Origin of the sequence: Flavobacterium sp. LB2P53 (genome assembly GCF_003970305.1) — a bacterium.
Lineage (GTDB): Bacteria > Bacteroidota > Bacteroidia > Flavobacteriales > Flavobacteriaceae > Flavobacterium.
The window spans coordinates 42,315-62,132 of sequence record NZ_RYDG01000007.1 but is presented as its reverse complement, the minus strand read 5'-3'; the positions used below and the strand labels follow the sequence as shown (position 1 = coordinate 62,132).

At 34.8% G+C, this 19,818-nt stretch carries 15 protein-coding genes and 1 pseudogene; 11 read left to right on the top strand and 5 right to left on the bottom strand.

Annotated features, from left to right (window positions below):
* Positions 1-513 precede the first annotated feature (513 nt).
* The 3 genes from EKL95_RS10060 (at position 514) to EKL95_RS10050 (ending at position 7,542) form a co-directional block, all read left to right on the top strand.
* The gene (locus EKL95_RS10060) at positions 514-3,564 is read left to right on the top strand and encodes a SusC/RagA family TonB-linked outer membrane protein (RefSeq protein ID WP_126564149.1); all 3,051 of its coding nucleotides are present in this window, start codon (positions 514-516) and stop codon (positions 3,562-3,564) included.
* A gap of 239 nt (positions 3,565-3,803) precedes the next feature.
* Positions 3,804-4,967, top strand: a complete 1,164-nt coding sequence (locus EKL95_RS10055) for a RagB/SusD family nutrient uptake outer membrane protein (protein ID WP_233589409.1) — start codon at positions 3,804-3,806, stop codon at positions 4,965-4,967.
* Entirely contained in the window at positions 4,954-7,542 is a 2,589-nt protein-coding gene (locus tag EKL95_RS10050) for a S9 family peptidase (RefSeq protein WP_126564147.1), read from the top strand. The genes EKL95_RS10055 and EKL95_RS10050 overlap by 14 nt, the downstream gene beginning before the upstream one ends.
* Before the next feature lie 45 nt (positions 7,543-7,587).
* Here the strand turns inward: EKL95_RS10050 and EKL95_RS10045 are convergent, their stop codons facing one another.
* From EKL95_RS10045 to EKL95_RS10035, 3 genes are all read right to left on the bottom strand, one after another.
* Positions 7,588-7,839: a hypothetical protein gene (locus EKL95_RS10045; RefSeq protein WP_126564146.1), complete on the bottom strand. Its 252-nt coding sequence runs from the start codon at positions 7,837-7,839 to the stop codon at positions 7,588-7,590.
* Between the two features lie 116 nt (positions 7,840-7,955).
* A complete protein-coding gene (locus EKL95_RS10040; RefSeq protein WP_126564145.1) occupies positions 7,956-9,464 on the bottom strand; it encodes a MauE/DoxX family redox-associated membrane protein in 1,509 nt (502 codons plus the stop codon).
* A 101-nt stretch (positions 9,465-9,565) separates the two neighbouring features.
* Positions 9,566-10,471, bottom strand: coding sequence for a helix-turn-helix transcriptional regulator (locus tag EKL95_RS10035; protein ID WP_126564144.1), 906 nt, complete (start codon positions 10,469-10,471; stop codon positions 9,566-9,568).
* A gap of 439 nt (positions 10,472-10,910) precedes the next feature.
* On the opposite strand from EKL95_RS10035, the gene EKL95_RS10030 reads away from it, so the two are divergent.
* From EKL95_RS10030 to EKL95_RS09995, 8 genes are all read left to right on the top strand, one after another.
* Positions 10,911-11,204: a hypothetical protein gene (locus tag EKL95_RS10030; RefSeq protein WP_126564143.1), complete on the top strand. Its 294-nt coding sequence runs from the start codon at positions 10,911-10,913 to the stop codon at positions 11,202-11,204.
* Positions 11,205-11,627: 423 nt separating this feature from the next.
* Positions 11,628-12,680 (top strand): DUF4917 family protein, encoded by a 1,053-nt coding sequence (locus tag EKL95_RS10025; protein WP_126564142.1) that lies wholly within the window; start codon positions 11,628-11,630, stop codon positions 12,678-12,680.
* A 192-nt stretch (positions 12,681-12,872) separates the two neighbouring features.
* Positions 12,873-13,832, top strand: a complete 960-nt coding sequence (locus tag EKL95_RS10020) for a hypothetical protein (protein ID WP_126564141.1) — start codon at positions 12,873-12,875, stop codon at positions 13,830-13,832.
* A gap of 243 nt (positions 13,833-14,075) precedes the next feature.
* Positions 14,076-14,531 (top strand): hypothetical protein, encoded by a 456-nt coding sequence (locus EKL95_RS10015; protein ID WP_126564140.1) that lies wholly within the window; start codon positions 14,076-14,078, stop codon positions 14,529-14,531.
* Positions 14,532-14,698: 167 nt separating this feature from the next.
* A complete protein-coding gene (locus tag EKL95_RS10010; protein WP_126564139.1) occupies positions 14,699-15,478 on the top strand; it encodes a hypothetical protein in 780 nt (259 codons plus the stop codon).
* Positions 15,479-15,687: 209 nt separating this feature from the next.
* Positions 15,688-16,605 (top strand): alpha/beta hydrolase, encoded by a 918-nt coding sequence (locus EKL95_RS10005; RefSeq protein ID WP_126564138.1) that lies wholly within the window; start codon positions 15,688-15,690, stop codon positions 16,603-16,605.
* 210 nt (positions 16,606-16,815) lie between these two features.
* Entirely contained in the window at positions 16,816-17,844 is a 1,029-nt protein-coding gene (locus EKL95_RS10000) for a DUF2971 domain-containing protein (RefSeq protein WP_126564137.1), read from the top strand.
* Between the two features lie 225 nt (positions 17,845-18,069).
* A complete protein-coding gene (locus EKL95_RS09995; RefSeq protein ID WP_126564136.1) occupies positions 18,070-18,969 on the top strand; it encodes an alpha/beta hydrolase family protein in 900 nt (299 codons plus the stop codon).
* Positions 18,970-19,051: 82 nt separating this feature from the next.
* Here the strand turns inward: EKL95_RS09995 and EKL95_RS09990 are convergent, their stop codons facing one another.
* Positions 19,052-19,294, bottom strand: coding sequence for a hypothetical protein (locus EKL95_RS09990; protein ID WP_126564135.1), 243 nt, complete (start codon positions 19,292-19,294; stop codon positions 19,052-19,054).
* Positions 19,295-19,416: 122 nt separating this feature from the next.
* A pseudogene (locus EKL95_RS09985) lies at positions 19,417-19,647 on the bottom strand (tyrosine-type recombinase/integrase); the annotation flags it as partial.
* Positions 19,648-19,818: the final 171 nt, after the last annotated feature.

Genomic DNA, 19,818 nt, shown 5'->3' with positions numbered 1-19,818 from the left:
TGAATTGTGATGAAGAGTGATGGCAATAATGCAAAAAATCAATCTTCCTTTATATAATTCTTACACCAAATTACCCTAGCAATACAACTGGATTTACAACATCTAAATTTTCACTATGAAATACTACAAACAAATAAAAATAGGAATAATTATACTTTTTATAGCAACGATGTTCATGTGGTTTTATGGTTATAATAGCGTGAACTGAACTGATGTTAAAATTCACATCGTCAGGTGAATAGAGGTTATTAATTATTTTAAATTTTGAATTGGGTTAAAGAATTTAGAACGTAGAATATAGAGACAATAACATCCAATATAAATCTAATTAAAAAGTATGCCTATGATAGAATAATAATATTGAGATTGCTTTGCTTCTCTCTGGTGCGTCGAACCTCGAAATGAGATTGCTTCGTGCCTCGCAATGACAAAAAAGGCCCTCCAACCGTCTGGACAACTGCATAGAGGACCAATGCTAACAAAACTAACGTTTCATTTAACTAAACCAAAATTATGAATATATTTTCATTTTACAAGGGATGGCCGGCGATTCCTTTGATTTTAGGGATTTGCTTATGCGATTTTCCTGCCCATGCCGCAACAATCAACCCTTCCGCTTTTGCGACGGTAACAAAAAAAATTATACCTCAACAGCAAGTGCAAGTCAGTGGTACTGTAACTGATGGTACAAACCCTTTAGCCGGTGTGACCATTTCCGTAAAAGGAAAAGCTACAGCTGGAACTATTTCGGACTTTAACGGGAACTATACGCTAACTGCATCAGCAGACGATATAGTAGTCTTTAGTTTTATGGGATTTGTAACTGTTACAGAGCCTATAGACGGGCGTAAAGTAATAAACGTACAATTACAAGAAGATGCTACCCAACTGCAGGAAGTTCACATCAATGCGGGTTATTATTCTGTCAAAGAAAAGGAGCGCACCGGAAGTATTGCCCGTATTACAGCTAAGGATATTGAAACACAACCAGTAACAAATGTGCTTGCTACGATGCAGGGAAGGATGGCTGGGGTTAATATTACCCAGACAACGGGAATGCCAGGTGGGGGATTTGATATCCAGATACGGGGACAAAACAGCCTGCGGTTTGATGGTAATAGCCCCATGTATATCGTGGATGGTGTGCCTTATGCTTCTGAACCCATTGGAAGCCTTTTTACGTCTGGACATTTGCCACGAAGAACGAGTCCGTTAAATAGCATTAATCCTGGGGATATAGAAAGTATAGAAGTATTGAAAGATGCCGATGCAACCGCTATTTACGGGTCGCGCGGTGCCAATGGTGTTGTGCTTATCAGCACCAAAAGAGGAAAAGCAGGCAAAACTAAATTCACGGGTAGTGTCTCTAGTGGTTCAGGCCATGTCACCCGCTTTATGAAGCTAATGAATACCGAAGAGTACCTTGCAATGCGACGTGAAGCGTATGCCAATGACGGCGTTACGGATTATCCGGCTAATGCCTATGACATTAACGGAACATGGGATCAAAACCGATATACGAACTGGCAAAAAGAATTATTGGGAGGGAACTCCAGTATTAGTACTATGCAAACCTCATTGTCAGGCGGTTCAAAGCAAACGCAATTTGTATTAAGTGGTACTTATAATAAAGAGACTACTGTGTTTCCGGGTGACTATAAGTACGAAAAAGGCAATGTTCACCTGAATCTTAATCATGAGTCGGAAGACCAACGGTTCAGGATTAATTTTACTACGGGTTATGTGGTACAAAACAATACTATGCCGACAGCTGACTTTACGGGAGCAGCTCTAAGCTTAGCGCCCAACGCACCTTCGCTTTATGATGCCTTAGGGAATTTGAATTGGGAAAACGGTACTTTTGAAAATCCGCTACAATTACTTGCGACGGACTTTAAAGGGAGAACTAATGACCTTATTGCTAACTCACTGCTTTCGTACAGTCTGTTTAAGGGATTCGAACTCAAATCGAGTTTTGGTTATAGCGATTTGCGTTACAAAGAATTAAATCTGTTGCCTTCAACAATGTATAACCCCGCATATGGTTTAGACAGTTCCTCATCGTTGGTCTTTGAGAACAATACCAGCCGTAATTCGTGGATTATTGAGCCGCAGGCTAACTACCAGTTTACAGCAGGGCAATTCAAGATAGATCTGCTTGCCGGTAGCACTTTTCAACAGCAGATGTCGAACCAAGTTGTGCATATGGGCTATGGATTTTCAAGCAATGGTCTCCTTGAAAATCCGGCATCGGCATCCCTATTCTCCATTATGAACAGTGATGCAACGGTGTACAAATACCAGGCTTTTTTTGGCAGGGCAAATTTTAACTGGAAAGGCCGCTATATTATCAATATGACGGGTAGAAGAGATGGATCAAGCCGGTTTGGGATTGCTAACCGGTTTGCAAGCTTTGGGGCTGTTGGGGCATCATGGCTTTTCGGTGACGAACCAATTATAAAAAAACATGCAGAATTCCTCAGTTTTGGAAAGCTACGAGCCAGTTATGGTACCACTGGAAATGATCAGATAGGAGACTATCAGTATCTTGATACCTACAGTACATCTGGTAGCAATTATGAAGGCATAAGCGGTTTACAACCGACAAGATTATTCAATAAGGACTTTGGATGGGAAACCAACCGAAAACTTGAAGTAGCACTAGAAACAGGATTTTTGAAAGACCGTATTTTTTTGACTGCGGCTTGGTACCGAAATCGTTCGAGCAGTCAATTACTAGGTGTGCCTTTACCAGGAACTACCGGCTTTAACTCGATACAGGCAAATCTTGACGCAGAAGTACAAAATAGTGGTTATGAATTGACCTTACGTACGTTGAACCTGCAAGGCGATAAATTGAGTTGGACAACGAATTTCAATTTTACTAGTGCTAGGAATAAACTGCTCTCTTTTCCGGATCTGAAAGGTTCGTCTTACCAATCTCAATTTGTCATTGGTCAACCATTGAATATTGTTAAGGTATTCCATTATATTGGTCTTGACCCGCAGACTGGTACTTATCAGTTTGAGGACTTAAACGGTGATGGCCTACTATCGGCTAATGATGACAGGGGGTTTGTAAAAGAACTGAATCCGAAGTTTTATGGGGGATTGCAAAACCAGTTGAAGTACGGAGCGGTGCAACTGGACTTTTTGTTTCAGTTTGTTAAGCAGGAAAACTATACTGAAGCATTTGGAACCGTTTTGCCGGGAACCATGTCGAACCAGCCAGCATCATTTGTGTCACACTGGCAAAATCCGGGAGATAGTGGTCCTAATCAGCTTTATAGTACGGGAATCAATCCTACTGCCCAGCGTGCAAACACTCTTTACTCCCAAAGTGATGCGGTTATAGCGGATGCTTCTTACATCAGGCTGAAGAATATTTCACTCACGTATGATTTGCCGAAACAATGGACAAAATCCTTTAGCTGCAAGCTGAGCGTGCAGGGGCAAAATGTACTTGTCCTCACTTCTTATAAGGGAGGGGATCCCGAATTTAAGACTGCAGGTTTCATGCCTCCTTTACGCGTTTATACTTCTACATTACAAATCACTTTTTAACTGAAGCCATGAAAAATATACTATCAAAGAAAGCAATGTTACCTATTTTGATTATAAGTATTGCTATACTGGTTACAAGCTGCGATAGCTTCACAGAAGTTGACCTTCCAGATTCACAGCTTACTGCTGATGCTGTTTTTGAAGACCGTCTTACCGCTAATGCCGCGATGACTGATATTTACACAAAAATGCGCGATAATGGACTATTTACAGGCCTATTTACAGGGTTTTCGAACCAGTTGGGGCTCTACAGTGATGAACTTACCTCCTATTATAATCCAGGTAGTTTATCATTTAATTACGGTACTAATGCTTTGCAAGCATCGGGAACAGAAATAGCACAATTATGGAACAGTAGCTATAGCCAAATTTATGCTGCCAATGCCGTGATTGAGGGTGTGGATCATTCTGTTTCTCTGCCAGAACCTGACCGTAACCAATTGAAAGGTGAAGCTCTTTTTGTACGAGCGTTGATTCATTTCTATTTGGTAAATTCCTTTGGTGGTGTGCCGTATATTAGCACTACCAATTATGCAGCCAATCGCATTGCGCATCGTACTGCTGAAAATGATGCACTACTCTTAGTTAAATCTGATCTTGAACAGGCTATTGCACTTTTGCCCGACTCCTATATTAGTTCAGAACGTGTAAGGCCAAACCGCTATGCGGCTTATGCCATGCTGGCGAGAGTTAACCTTTATCTCCATTTATGGGATCAGGCTTCTAATGCTGCTTCTGCTGTTCTGAACCAAACAGATGTTTATGTATGGGAGAATGATCTTGATAAAATTTTCCTTAAAGAAAGTACAACTACGATTTGGCAATTGATGCCTGCTATGATGGGAGACAATACAAAGGAAGCTAAAACATTTGTGTTTTTTAACGGACCGCCACCTTCATCATCACTTTCTCCGACCATTCTTACTGCGTTTGAGGCTAATGATCAAAGAAAAGTACACTGGACAAAAATGATTACAACGGGTATTAATAGTTGGTCTCACGCTTATAAATATAAGGAGTTTTCCAACACGGGGAGTTCTGTAGAATACTCGATTGTGCTCCGACTTGCTGAGCAGTATCTGATTCGTGCTGAAGCCAGAGCGCAGCAAGGTGATTTGATTGGCGCTAAAGAAGATTTGAATAAGATAAGGAATACAGCAGGTTTAGGGGATACACCAGCATCAACTAGTGCAGAAATTATCACTGCCGTGCTAAAGGAACGCCAAACGGAACTTTTTTGTGAATTTGGACACCGCTTCTTTGACCTAAAAAGAAATGGCTTATTGGATACTGCATTGTCTCCTGTGAAATTGGGTTGGAATACTACAGATAGATTACTTCCGCTACCTCAAAAAGAATTGTTGTTAAACCCAAATCTGGCCCCACAAAATGATGGTTACTAGAATAGTTCAGAGAAAGAAAAAACTTCGTCATTCTTTTTTCTTTCGCTTAGTTGCTTCTTGTTTTTTGCTAGTGAGCTTCCCTTCAATAGGGCAGGTTTTACAAAAGAAAACGGTACCGGAAGAAGATTATCATTTATGGAGTGATATGCTATCGCACAGTATTTCTGACAAGGGAGGTTGGGCAAGTTACAGCCTGCAATACGATACAGCTGATACGCTATTTGCTATAGCAACAAAAAGCAGAAAAAAATACGCATTTCCTCATGGTACAAATGGGGAGTTTAATGATGAAAATTGGTTTGCGTGTAAGCAGAATGATACGTTGGTTTTGCAAGACTTAACATCAGGAAAAGTGAATTACTTCCCGAAAATTAGTAGCTATTCGTTTTCGGGCAATGGTAAATACTTAATACTGATTAGTGATGATCAAAGTGGCAACCAACGCTTAACTGTAAAAAACATGCTTGGTCAAACCGTGGCTAATGCTGATAATGTCAACGAATGGATATGGAATACACGCAAGGATGCGATTGCCTACGTTACTGGAAAAGATAAAGTGGAAATACTTGAAATCTTTGACAATTTTATAAAAAAAGAGATACCGGTTTTAACAGATGGCGCGATTAAAAACCTGAGCTGGCTTAACCAAACTATTGCCTTTATTCAAAATAATGGCTTGAGAGGCAAGCTGTATGCCTATCGGTTAGATACTGGGAAGCTTTTATCATTTGTTCCGGAAAGCTGTTCCAATTTTCCTAATAATATGATCATAGGCGCTGGTTTTAGTTCGGTTACTATTTCAAATGATGGAAATCGGATCTTTTTCAAGTTGAAAGAAAATGTGCCGAATGAAGATACAGCCGAAGTTGTTCAAGTATGGAATGGAAATGATAAGCAAATCTATCCCAATTTAAAAATGTACGGTGACGTTACATTACAGGATAAAGTTGCAGTATGGTTTGTAGATTCGGGTCGATTTTTGCAGATTAGCAACAGGGAAGAGCCCTCTGCACTAATTGGGCGTACCGCAGAATATGCGTTGACTTGGAATGAATTCGAATCTGAGCCACATTTTGATGGTATAGGATCGAGAGATATTTATGTAACTGCAGTTCAAACGGGTAGAAAGCGATTATTGCTCAAAGGATATCCTGGGACGGGAATGGCGCCGGCATTTTCTCCCAAGGGCAATTACTTATCTTATTCAGTAAATGGTGACTGGTGGGTGTATGATTTCAAGAAGGACGAACACCGAAATATTACTCAAGATTTGGGCGTTCCAGTTCGTGATATCGATTATGATCGTGCGGGGCAAGTTCCTTTATATGGTATTGCAGGGTGGAGCATAGACGACAACTCTCTTTTCATTTATGACCAGTTTGATATTTGGATGATTAGCGCTGACGGAAAGACAAAGAAACGGCTGACCAAGGGACGTGAAAATAAAACTACTTTTCGTTTTGCAACTGCCCAACGCAGGCTCCTCTCTAAGTTCGATTACATGGATCGAACGACTGCAATCATCAGTAATTCAACGCAGTGGATTTTATCTGCCCAAAATGCTACGACAGGGTATAGTGGATTTTATAGATACGATGGGACAACTGGTGCGCGTCCAATTTTTTGGGAACACAAAAGAACTGACCGTGTGGTAAAGGCGAAAAATAGTAACGTTTTTACTTTTATCTCGCAACATTTTGATGCGCCCCCTGAGTTGCTGTTTGTCGATGCTCTTGGGAAACCAAAAGAATTGTATCGCAGCAATTTGCAGCACCACAATTATTTGTGGGCTAAGGTTGAGAAGGTTTCGTATGTTGTAGATGGAAAACCCTTATCGGGTGTTTTAATTTATCCTGCGGGTTTTGATCCTACGGTCAAGTACCCTATGATTGTTAGCATTTATGAAAGACAAGGAGGTAGTTTACATCGGTATGTTAAGCCGACGCTATTGAACGAGAATGGGATTAACTTTACGGTATTGTCGTCAAAAGGTTATTTCATCCTGTTGCCTGATATTGTCTATGAAATGCGGCAAACAGGTGAATCAGCAAAAAAATGTGTATTGGCTGCAGTTGATGCGGTGCTTTTAAACTTTAGTATAGATCCTGCAAGAATTGGATTAACAGGGCATTCTTTTGGTGGCTTTGAAACGGATTATATCATAACGAAAACAAATCGGTTTGCCGCGGCAGTCGCCGGGGCAGCTATTACAGATTTGGTATCAAGTTATCTTTATTATAACAGTAATTATGCGACTTCAGATTTTTATCGATATGAAATTGATCAGGAACGTATAGGAATGTCTTTATTTGAAGATATGTCAAGTTACCTCAACAATTCACCGGTGTTACTGGCTCAAAATGTAACGACACCTTTATTGGCATGGACAGGAGATGAAGACAAACAGGTACATTATTTTCAAAGCATCGAGTTTTATTTTGCTTTGAGAAGGTTGAAGAAAGAACATACTCTACTTATTTATCCCGAGGAATCTCACACAATAATAGACAAGGAGAAACAGGCTGATCTCACAAAACGAATTGAGGCTTGGTTTGCGAAATATTTAAAATCTTAAATTGAAAAGCCGTCACATTTTTTTGTGACGGCTTTTCTTTAAAAATTAAGGATTACTTCTAAACAACATCGTTGGACATTGGTTGTCGCTTATGCGACGATACAACTGCGAGTTATCAATGCTTGACTTACAAAGCTGACCTTGAACGTTATCACACGATTCTACAGGTTGACAAGGTTGGGCAGCACCAATTACCTTTTTATAACCCGTTTCACTAGCAAGTACGGTTGCCTTTTTTTCCATCGCATTTGAGGATAAAGCACCAACTAATCCGAGAGCAACAAACGCTACCGGCATACCGAATTTTAAAATTTTAGTTTTCATAATCGTAAAAATTAAAAGTTTTGATCTACTCTTTTTTACAGGTTTTCGATCTTGTCCTGCTATTTGGCCAATAGATTGCTTAGTCGGGTTTACGACCGACTCTGTTTTTTATAATTAGCTGTAATTATGGGCTGTAGTTTGTAGCTTATAAGGTGATTTCCCACTAGGGCGTAAAGCTTATCACCATGTACTATTATATCACGTAACTTTTGTTTGTCGACATCGTAGACATAGAAGCTTTCGAGATAGCTATTTGAAGAGATATTATAGCTATCTACAATACTGGCTAGTTTCCACATTTCTAAGCTTTCATATCGACCGGGGATATTACTGTTGACAAAGAGTATATTACCATAAACAGCTGCATCTTTATTTACTAGCAACGGCTTTTTTGCAAATTTTCGTTCCCCACGTTTTTCTAAATCTACCAATTCAATATTTGAATGTGCGATCGTGTCTATTGTATTACCTCTATAATCTAAATTTAGTTTAGGATCGGCGACGATAAATTGATTGCGATAGGCATACAAGTAAATTATTCTGTTAATTTCATTACTATACATTAATGAGCCATCAGTATCGAAAAGGCCATCAATCTGTTTTTGCAATAAATTATGATTTAATACTGTCTTTTCATTGGAGAGTAGATCAACTTTCCCTACTAAACTTTCTCCACTACCCCGTTTTTGTACTCGAACTGCCAAAGAGGTTGAGTCAATAGCTTCTGCATAGGTAAAGTACTCAGAGCCACTTTTGTATAACTCAGCCTTCCAGTCTGAAATTTTACCCCTAAATATGCAAGGAACCGTTCCGTCATAAATATAAAAATAGGGGCCGTTTACTCTAATTGTCAGTGAACGAAATGGCAGGTCGATTTTGTCAAGCGTAATATTGTGTATCGTTGTTTTATTTAACGCTGTATCTACAACGGTCATTAATAATTGCGAGGTTGTATTTCCCAAGTAAACATGATCACCATCTGCCCCAGCAAAATAGTACGACCTTAATTTGAGGTTATAGTCCTTGATTTTGGTTGCAGGGGCACTTGATAAACGCCGCACAAATTTATTGTGATAGCTATGGATGTTTTCCGAGATTAAAAATAAAGCTATTACTATAATAATACCTGTCAATGCAGAACTGGACACCACAATTAATTTCCTTTTTATAGTACTAAATGGTGTTGGTTGCAACCACAATCCAATCAGTGCCAAGAAAACAAATCCTATGTTAAAAATCAAATGCTCGTGCCAATTCATTTTTTCTAAAATACCTCCACAGGAACAAGGAACAAATACGCTATGATTTAAAATAATATAGATGTAAACTGTAAATATTAGCATTAACACGAAAGATGATACCAAGGCTGGATACCTAAACTTTGGTAAAACTAATAAGATGACAATTAAAAATTCAGCTGACGGAACCGCCCATGCTACTTGTTCGGCAAAAGAACTCAACAGCGGTGACTGTCCTAGTTGCTGTTTGAAATTTTCGAAATCAAGTACTTTGTTGGTCGCTGCATAAGTAAAAAGCAAAATAAAGAGCCAACTTATGAAATTTACTATAACACTTTTAATTTTTTCAGAAATTTTCATAAGTTGCTTTTTTAGTCTTGTAAAATTCTACAATATAAAAGTATAATGTTATGCAAATCAGAACTTTCGTTATCCAAAATAGAGTTGAAGCTGTTCAGTATTTAATTAGCTTCATTCGGGCTACGATCCACTTCACTCGGTGCATACTTAAATCTTTTTTTAAATGCTTTATAAAAGTTGAGGTAGGTATTAAAGCCATTCATTATTGCAATTTCTTTGAGTGGAATCTTTGTTTGCAGGATCATCAAATGTGCTCTTTTTAATCTTTCATCGTGATAAAAATTATAAATACTTGTTTTGAAAAATTCACGAAATCCAAGTTTCAATTTGTATTCATTACAATCAAAAAGCACAGCTAATTCTTTAAGGGTTGGCAGTGGTTGCTCCAAGTGATTTAATATGTAATCATAAAGATTTTGCATGACGATAGCTTCGGATTGTCTTTCTGGATTTATTTTTATTACATACTTCGGGTCTGACAGCAATTCTTGCAATATCGTAGTAATTGAGTTTACTATTATTTTGTCACTGTAACGCAGTCGTGAAATGGTGCAAAAAGCAGGAAGTAATTTATTATTACCCGTAACAAAAATAAGCTGAACGGTGCTATGGTAATTGTCATCTAGTGACGCTTCCTTCTTTTTTTGATTCCAAATACTGAAGGATTGTGGTGCGATAAATTTTCCAAAGTCTACCTGAAATAATTCTTCAGATTCATAGTATAGTGCTTGTAGAGCGTGTGCATTATAATTGCTGATAAGAAAGTTATCGTCTAAGATAAATGTTGTTTGTACTAAGTTTTGATAACTGTAATGAGGGTTAACGTAACCTGATTGGAGTAGTATATCATGCATTTCTCCAGCGAGGTTATTAAGCATTTCAGACATCTTGCCGACTTCGTCGTCTTGATCTGTTTTGATAATTCTAAAAGCGAGATTACCAGTTGCCATTTCAAAAAGCATTTGGTAAATCGCCTTTATGCGTTGTTGTATTTTTTGATTTTCCATTAGATTAAGTAGTGAGAAATTGAATGTGGAATATCAAGACAAGTGCTTGAAAAGACAGACAAAACTATATAATGTAATTTTTATTTACTAAAAGTATAGTATTCAATTCGGGAATTGAATAGGTGTTTTTTAGAAAAAAATGAGCGGTGAATCGTTTTTTAATTTCATAAATCAATGTGTAATTCTTGAGGCGCTCTATAGTTGAGGTGTGGAGTAATAGGATTTATTGTAGTTTGGTTTTTAGGTGTTTAGCTGAGATGGAATGTTTTTGAGTTTAGGAGGAATTATGATAAAAACGGTAGTTGGAAGAGTAAGGGGAAGAGGTAGAAAGATGCTGAGAGGTGTCTTTTTCTTGACATTTATTTTTTGATAATGAGGAAAACCGTAAAGTTTGGTGTTTTAGAAAAGATACATTTGATGAATTTTAAAAATATAAATTATGGTAAGCTATGACGAAAATGACTTGATTAATAATGATTATGTCAACACAACTACAAAAGGAGATAACCCCAATTATACCGCTATTCGTGATCGAGAAAGGGTAAGTAAAAAAGAACTTTACGAAGTCGTGTGGTTCTGTGATGCTTTCGTAAAGGGTTATAAAGTGCCTAAAACCAAAGAAAGCTTTCAAAAGGTTGAAAAACTATTGAGGCTTCCACAAATAAGCGGCGTTGTAATGCGTAAAGAACTTATTGATTTTGTAGCTAAAAATTGGAATTCTAAGTTGGTTTAGGCGTGTTTTTTAAGATGTTAAACTCAATCATTCAAAGAGCTCCTGTAAAAAGGGCTTTTTGATTTCATACTAAAAGAGAACCTGTATGATATAATAGGAGTTGTTGTGATTAGGGTTGCTAGAATATGGTTAAGAGGGAAGATTTATGAGCGTTTGAGGAATAGGCATAATAATGATAGTTGGAAGGATAGACGAAAGAAATGAAAAGATGCCGTTATAGAATTAGCTTTCTATTGGATATTCCATTTAAGTCAAAATATCACTAAATGTGGGTATTGTAACAATAGTTAAAAATGATTTTATTTACGAACTAGAATATATAGCGTGAAATACGGTAAAACTTTAAAAAAAAGCTTTACCTGTTGATGTTATATAAAAGTTAGTATCCATTTTGCGAAAACGACAGAAAAACAGAGAAAATTTATGGAAGTAAAAGATTTAATGACCTATAAAGAAGTTATCGATTCGCTAAATGCAAAGAAACGACAAAAACATTTATTATTTGGTAATGGATTTAGTATTGCTTATGACCCAACTATATTTTCATATAATGCTTTAAGTAAGTTTATTGATGATATTGATAACGATCTTTTGAAAAAACTTTTTGAAGTAATAAATACAAAGAACTTTGAATTAGTAATGCAGCAATTAGATAATTTCATTGAAATTGCAAAAACGTTTAGTACAGACCAAAACTTAATTAAAAAAATAATTGAAGCTAATGAAATTTTAAAGACAAGCTTAATTGAAGCAGTTCAAAAACTTCATCCAGAACACGTTTTTAAAGTTCCCGAAGAAAAAAGCAAATGTTGTCATTTGTTCCTTAACGAATACCTTTCCAAAGAGGGTAAAGTTTTTTCTACAAATTATGACTTACTACCTTATTGGATTTTAATGCGTAATGAATCGAAATTTGCAATAGATGGATTTGGTAGAGAAGTTGAAAACCCTGATGAAGTATTGAGAAAACAAGACCCTATTTTTTCCGAACTTCAATGGGGTAAACATAAAAAAGAGCAAACTATTTTTTACCTTCACGGTGCATTATTAATATTTGACACAGGCATTGAAATTGAAAAAGAAACTTACGATATCGAACATTATCTATTACAAAAGATAAATGAAAGAATGGCTGATAAATCTTACCCAATTTTTGTCACAGCCGGAAGTGCTCAAGAAAAACTTAATCACATTTCTCACAATAAATATTTATCATACTGTTACGATGAATTAACTGAAATAGAAGGTTCTCTTGTCACTTTTGGCTTTAATTTTGGAGAATATGACACTCATATTATTGATGCCATTAACAAGGCTGCAAAACAAGGACAAAGAGCAGGAAACAAATTACACAGCGTTTATATTGGTGTTTATTCAGAAGAGAATCTTAACTATATAAAAGAAATTGAACACAAATTTAGATGTAAAGTAAACATTTACAACGCTGCAACAGTACCAATTTGGGAAGATAAGTAAAAACGGCTACTAACAGCTTTGAGCTAGCTGAATTTTAGTTGAATTATCGTTTCGCATCAAGTTTTCGTTAAGTAGGAAATTGAGCGGTTACGAATTTCCAGTCAACTTAAAGTGGCAAAACGTTAACTACAAGTTTACCGTAGATTACTAAAATTAAACAACTTAACATAAATACTTTTAAATTTATAATTAATGGATAAAGCAAGAATTAAGGATACTGATGAAATTGTTATGGCAGACACTATACTTGATCTTTATCCAAATTATAGTGAGCTAGAATTTGTATGTATTGATGAAATATGTTCTGTTCGTATGTCTCCAACTTGTATTAAAAAGACAGAACGTAAAAAACCACATTTTAAAAAATACAGAAATAGAGAACATATAGAAACCTGTGAATACGCCACTTTAAGTAAATTATACCAAAAAGGAGGAGATCAAAAATTAAATAAAATAGAAATTAATAAAATTGGTTACCCATCTGTTTTTATTTTAAATGATGATGAAGAAGATTTTAAAAAAATCACTAAAGCCAGACTTGATAGTAAAGACGAAGGAGTTTCTGGCCGTGGTAATGCAATTTCAAAAGTTTATGAATTTGATGATGAAAATGTCAAGTTTGATAGAAAAAATAGAGTTCAAAGTATTGATAGAATTGTAAATTGGTATTTAGGTTTTCCACACAATAGAGATGTTGAGATAGAAATAAATTCTATAAAAATCGCATATAGATACTTTTTCAAACAAATAAAATATTTCACAGATCCTATAAAATTGCAAAATGAGAGAATATTTTATGGTAAGCTTATATTATCAAAAACAAACAAAAATGTATTTGATAAATATACTGATTGCGTTTATTTTAATTTATTGGCTTATAAAGATGAATTCAAAAAAAAATCTAATTATTCTGTTAAAATTGATAAAAAGTTAATATCAAAACATAGTTTATCTAGGTTGAAAAATAAGTATGACAAATTATTTGACAAAGCATTTACGGAATTAGAAGAAGGAACAAACGAACCTAATTTCGGTCTGTATGTTTTCGTTTATGGGACGATTGACGAGAATAATGATACCATTATGAATGTCAAACAAAATCATATTACTTTTAGATATGATGAAGTTAGAAAAACAATTATTGAAGTTTAAAATAATTACTAAACAGTTTTATGAATATTTAATACATTGAAAATAGAACCTGTAGTAAACAGCTAGAGCTTTGTTGGGCTTGAAAAGTCAACAATGAAGCCTGCGTTGAACGGAACCGGGGTAGTTTGAAAAGAAAAATAATTACGGTTTAAATCACATATATATACTTTCTAATTAATAAAATAAAGTTCGTTTGGAGGTTTTTAGATGAACTGATTTACAGGCAATTTAAATAATATTATCGTGAAAAAAGAAACCAAAAATATTTTCATAACAATAACAATAAATTTAGTTGTGGCGGCTTTAATATTTTTGTTTTTGATAAATTTCGATTTAACTGAATTCATAAAATTTATTTCAAGCTTATTTTTAAATTTTTTCATAGGAATACTTGGTCTGTATTTTATAGGATATTTAATCGGGCAAAACCTAAATAAGCTAAAGAATAAAAATAATAAATATAATGTCTTGCATGGTGTTCTAGCAATTTTTGGAGTTTTATTTTTCGGAACATTAATTGGATCTACAATAGGTTTTTTGCAAGAAGGACTTCCTGATGGTTACGAATATAACTTTAAAGAAGAATTATACGATTATTATTTTAAACCATTTTTTTGGATTTTTATGTTTGGATTTGTTCCAACTCTAGTAAGCGGAATTATATTAGGATACAAATTAAAAACTACCTATCACATCTAAAGGTTTCGTTGCTTGCGCATCACGAACAATGAAACCCGTGTTGAACGGAATTGGAGGTAGTTTAAATCCTGTATATTTACTTCCTAATTAATAAAATAAAGTTCTTCTGAATATTTTTAGATGAACAGAAGTTAGCAGCAATTTTAAAAGAACTAAAAACTAGAAAAATGAAATTAACTATCTTATTATTATTATTATCACTGTTTGTTGCGACAGCTACATTAGCACAAAACCGTTCAAAATTTTATCATAAGATAAAGAAATCTGATATTGAAAGCGGTTACGTAAAACTCGTTTATAAAGACAAAAATGGAACTGTAAAAGATATTTCAGTATGTAGTGAATACCTTAAAGGAATTATCACATTAGACAAAGGAGTTCCTGTTATTGATTTTTGGTCCATTAGTGATGACAATGATGCTGACATTTCTACATGTATTTCAAACGACACAGAACTAGGAAAGTTTGAAATAGATTTAACACCAAGAAAAAAAGTTGGGGACCCTACAAAATACATTATTATTCCATTTCGAGCTTGGACATGGGGAATAGGAACTACTCCATTTAGATATAGACCAAAAACAGAAAGTTCCTTTTCTACTATTTCGTCAAATTTAGGTGTAAGTCTTAATTATGGACGAACATTTGGTTGGTCAACAATCAGCCCAAGAGCAATAAACAATTTCTCCATTACAGTTGGACCTTTTGTTGGCATGTCATCAGTTGACTTGAAGAAAAGTACTGTAAAGAGTCCGACAACTTGGACAACTGACAGAACAAATGCAGCATTTACTTATGGGATAAATTCAATTTTTGCTAGAAATAATTTTGGACTAGTCTTATCTCTTGGTTTTGACAATAATTTTGGTGAAAATTCAAAAGAATGGAGTTATCAGAATAAACCGTGGTTTGGAATAGGAATAAATACAAGTCTTGGGATGTTCTAGAAAATAAATAGTTACTAGAAGCTAATCTTTCAATGTGTTAGCAGTACAACTAATGATAACTCATGTCGAACGGAACTGGAGAAAGTTCAAAAAGAAAAATAATTGTAGTTAAATCACATATATTTACTTCCTAATTAATAAAATAAAGGTCGTTTGGGGGGTTTTAGACGAACGGATGTTACCTGCAAGCTTAAACAACAACAACTAAAATGCTAAGACTGAAATTAACCATTTTTACACTCTTCATTCTGACAAATTCATTTGGACAGAAAATAGAAAAAGTATTTCTTGACAAAAATGATTCTAGCAAAAATTGCTACACAATAATTTATCCGCCAAAACTTCCTTGGACAGGATATATTTTTCTAATTCCGGGTTTTGGTGAAACAGCAGAAAATGTTTTACAACAAACTGACTTACCTAAACTTACAGCTAAAAGTGGACTTTTGACAATTATTCCAACCTTCCAAGACGGTGTTTTATCTTTTGGTGTAGACACTTTAAGCCAACAAACTTTTGACAAAATTCTTAAAGATGTAACCTCTAAACACAAACTTATTGACCAAAAATTTTATGTTGGTGGATTTTCAATTGGCGGTAGTTGTGTCATTAAATATGCTGAAAACGCAGGAATTAAACCAACAGCAGTTTTTGCGATTGACCCACCACTCGACTTTGAAAGATTTTATAATTCCGCAAAAAGAGATATTCGACTTTCAAAAGACAACGAGGCCAATCAAGAGAATGTTTATATGGTAGACAGAATTGAAAAAGAAACTGGTGGAAGTCCAACAACAAACCTTACCGAATATTACACTATTTCGCCTTACTCATTTTCAGACACAACCCAAAGAGCAATTAAACAATTAATAAAAATGCCTTTGAGAATTTACACAGAACCTGACATAAATTGGTGGTTGAAAGAACGTGGTGCGGACTTTACGAGTATGAATGCGACAGAATGTTCCGCAATGATTAATGAACTAAATAGACTTGGAAATCAAAGTGCAGAATTAATAACAACACAAAATAAAGGTTATAGAAAACCTGACAATAGAAGACATCCACATTCTTGGAGTATTGTGGATAATAATGAATTAATTGAATGGTTACTAAGACAGAAATAAAGCCAGCAGTTAACAGCAAGGTTTTCGTTGCGTGCGCAGCACGAACAATGAAAGTTGTGTTGAACGGAACCGGAGGTAGTTGTAAAAAGAGAAATAATTGTAGTTTAAATCACATATATTTACTTTCTAATTAACAAAATAAAGTTTGTTTGGAGATTTTTAGACGAACTGGAGTTGTAGGTAATTACCCAAACGTTACATTTAAAAAGGATGTTAGTATACAAGTATAGAGGAGGAAATGAAGAAGTTTTTCAAAGAGATTTAAGCTCGATTGAAAAAAATTACTTTTGGAGTTCTAGTATTGATGAACTGAATGATCCATGGGAAACAATAATACAGTCAGAAAAATTTATAACACAATCTAAAACAATTAGCTGGTTGTATGGAAAACATACAAATGAAAAATTATATAATCTTAATGAAGCACTAGAAAGTTTTCTTTCATTGAATAAAAGAATTGGAATTTATTCTTTATCAAAAACCTTTTTGGATGAATTGCTTTGGGCGCATTATGCAAATTCGCACAAAGGATTTTGTATAGAATATAATTTAGAAGTTTTACTCGATACTTTTAAGACAGAAAAAGTATTTTCTTTTCCTGTAAAATATAATAAAGTTCCGCCAGACATAACTCTTGCAGATATCAACACCAAAAATGGTGGACTTATTCACAAATTATCTGGTTTTAAATCTAAACGATGGGAATATGAAGAAGAGCATAGAATAATTACAGATTATTCAGGAAAACAATCATATAATCATCAAGCTTTAAAATCAATATATTTCGGTTTAAGAATGTCTGAAGAACATAAGTTAGAAATGTTTGACAGGTTGAAAGGTAGAAACATATTTTTTTTTCAAATTCAACATCTTGAAAAGTCATATAAATTTGAAGCTATCAGAATTGAAAATCCTTTTGGAGAAAATATCCATTATTTAAAAAATATTCCTGCTTCCGTTACTAAAGATAAAGCTATTTCTTTTGAAATAAAGCAAAAAAATTTTTATAAACTTAATTCAAAAGGTGTTATTACGATAATGCTTGAATCAATAATTGGAAAATCAGAAATCGAATGGTTAGCGAATAAAATTTGTGATGAAATATTTCATACAGCAGAGAAAGTTTTTATTTTCTATTATCTTGAAGATCAAAAAAATACTGAGGTCGCATGGGCAACATCGCATTTTACAAATGGGAAACTAGAAATCAATATAAATGATTTTATTTTATCAATGTAATTGCCTCCAGCAGCTAAGGATCATTGTGTGCTTAGCTCAAACAACGAAACCTGTGCAGAAAGGAACCGGAGGTGTTTAAACAAGAGGAATAATTGCAATTTAATCCTGTATATTTACTTTATGAATAACAAAATAAAGTCAGTCTGGAGGTTTTTAGAAGAACTGACGTAATAGGCAATACTAACGCAGACTGGAAAATCTAACGTAATTTTTATATTAAACTAAATGAACATAAACTTTTCTTCTAACTTATTTCTTTGGTTACTATTAATAACTTTACCAGAAATGGTATTTTCTCAATCGGCTGACTTTACCATTCAAGATGTAAAGTTTGAAAGTCAGGGCGTCACTCTTGCGGGCTCAATTTTAACACCTAAAAAAACAGTTGCAGCAGTTGTAATTGTTCACGGGTCTGATCCTGTAAAAAGAGAAATGGACTTCGCAATACGTCTTGCCAAAGAAGGTGTTGCTGTATTGACATATGATAAACGTGGAGTTGGGGAATCGGGCGGTGTATATGCAGGGCCATCTGTTGGTACTAATAATATTGACACTACTAATCTTAATTTATTATCTCACGATGCAAGTTCAGCTGTAAACACATTTCGAACCTATTTGAAAGATAAAAAAATACCAATTGGATTAGTTGGCTTCAGTCAAGCAGGATGGATTATCCCAATTGCTGCAAGCAAAAATCCACAAATAGAATTTATGGTTTTATTTAGTTGCCCTACAATTACAACTCTAGAACAACTTCGATTTCAGTTTTATACTAACGGCAACAATAATTTTTGGGAAAATCATACAGAATCAGATGCTCGTGAACATACTAAAAATGACCCAGACAGGTATCAATTCGTTGCGACTGACCCAAAAATTTCTCTGAATACTCTTTCAATTCCAGGACTTTGGCTTTTTGGCGAGAAAGATATCCAAATTCCAGTAAAGTTATGTATAGAGCAACTAAATACATTCAAAGTTCAAGGTAAACCTTTCGAATATACTTTGTTTTCAACATTAGGTCACAATACTTCTTCCGGCGATATTACAGAAACTGTTGATATTTCAATTCAATGGATAAAACAGAAAGCTTTGAATATTAAGAAGTCTAAAGTATCAAAATAAAGCACTGCCTACAACAGATAAGGCTTCGTTGGGCTTGAAAAGCCAACAATGAAGCCTGTGTTGAACGGAACCGCTATAAGTTTTATTTTTCTGATTTGATCTCTTTTATCATACGCTCGAGTTTTTCTCGCTGTTGTTTTGCTTTTTCATCATATGCCTTTTGCCTTCTTTCGAATGTGGTTTGATTCAATTGGAGCTCTTTTTCCAAAGACAAAGTTTTATTACAACTATAAATCAAGAGAGCCAATAACAATGCAATACTGCAGAAATAAAAACGATATTCCAATAAAAGAAATTTTAGTGATTCAATTGTTTTTGTTAGCATGTTATAAGATTTAAAATGTTCTTTTGAAAAAATTTCCAGACTAAGATAAATGTACTACAAATTACCTGACTTGAACTATCTATTCTAAACTCATTATGAGCTATATTAGGAAAGTAGAAATTCTAATTGGCATTTTTGATAATTTTATCATTATTGCAGTTTAACATTTTGTTTCTTAAAACCATCATATCCTCACTCACTTTTTTATCTAATATTTTAGCGTAGTGCTGCGTAGTTCTGATGTTTTTGTGTCCTAACATTTTGCTCACACTTTCAATGGGAACACCATTTGTGAGTGTTACAGTCGTCGCAAAAGTATGACGAGCAATATGGAAAGTTAATTCTTTTTCGATTTCACCAACAGACACACCAAGCTTTAGACAAGTATATGCGCCACTTCACGGACGAGTTTTTAACGCACCTACCAAGTCAGAAAAGTTAAAAATGAGCAAGTAACCCAAAGTTTCAAGACAACGAACTTTGGGAAAACATGGTACATCAAAGTATAGATATCTTTCTTAAAT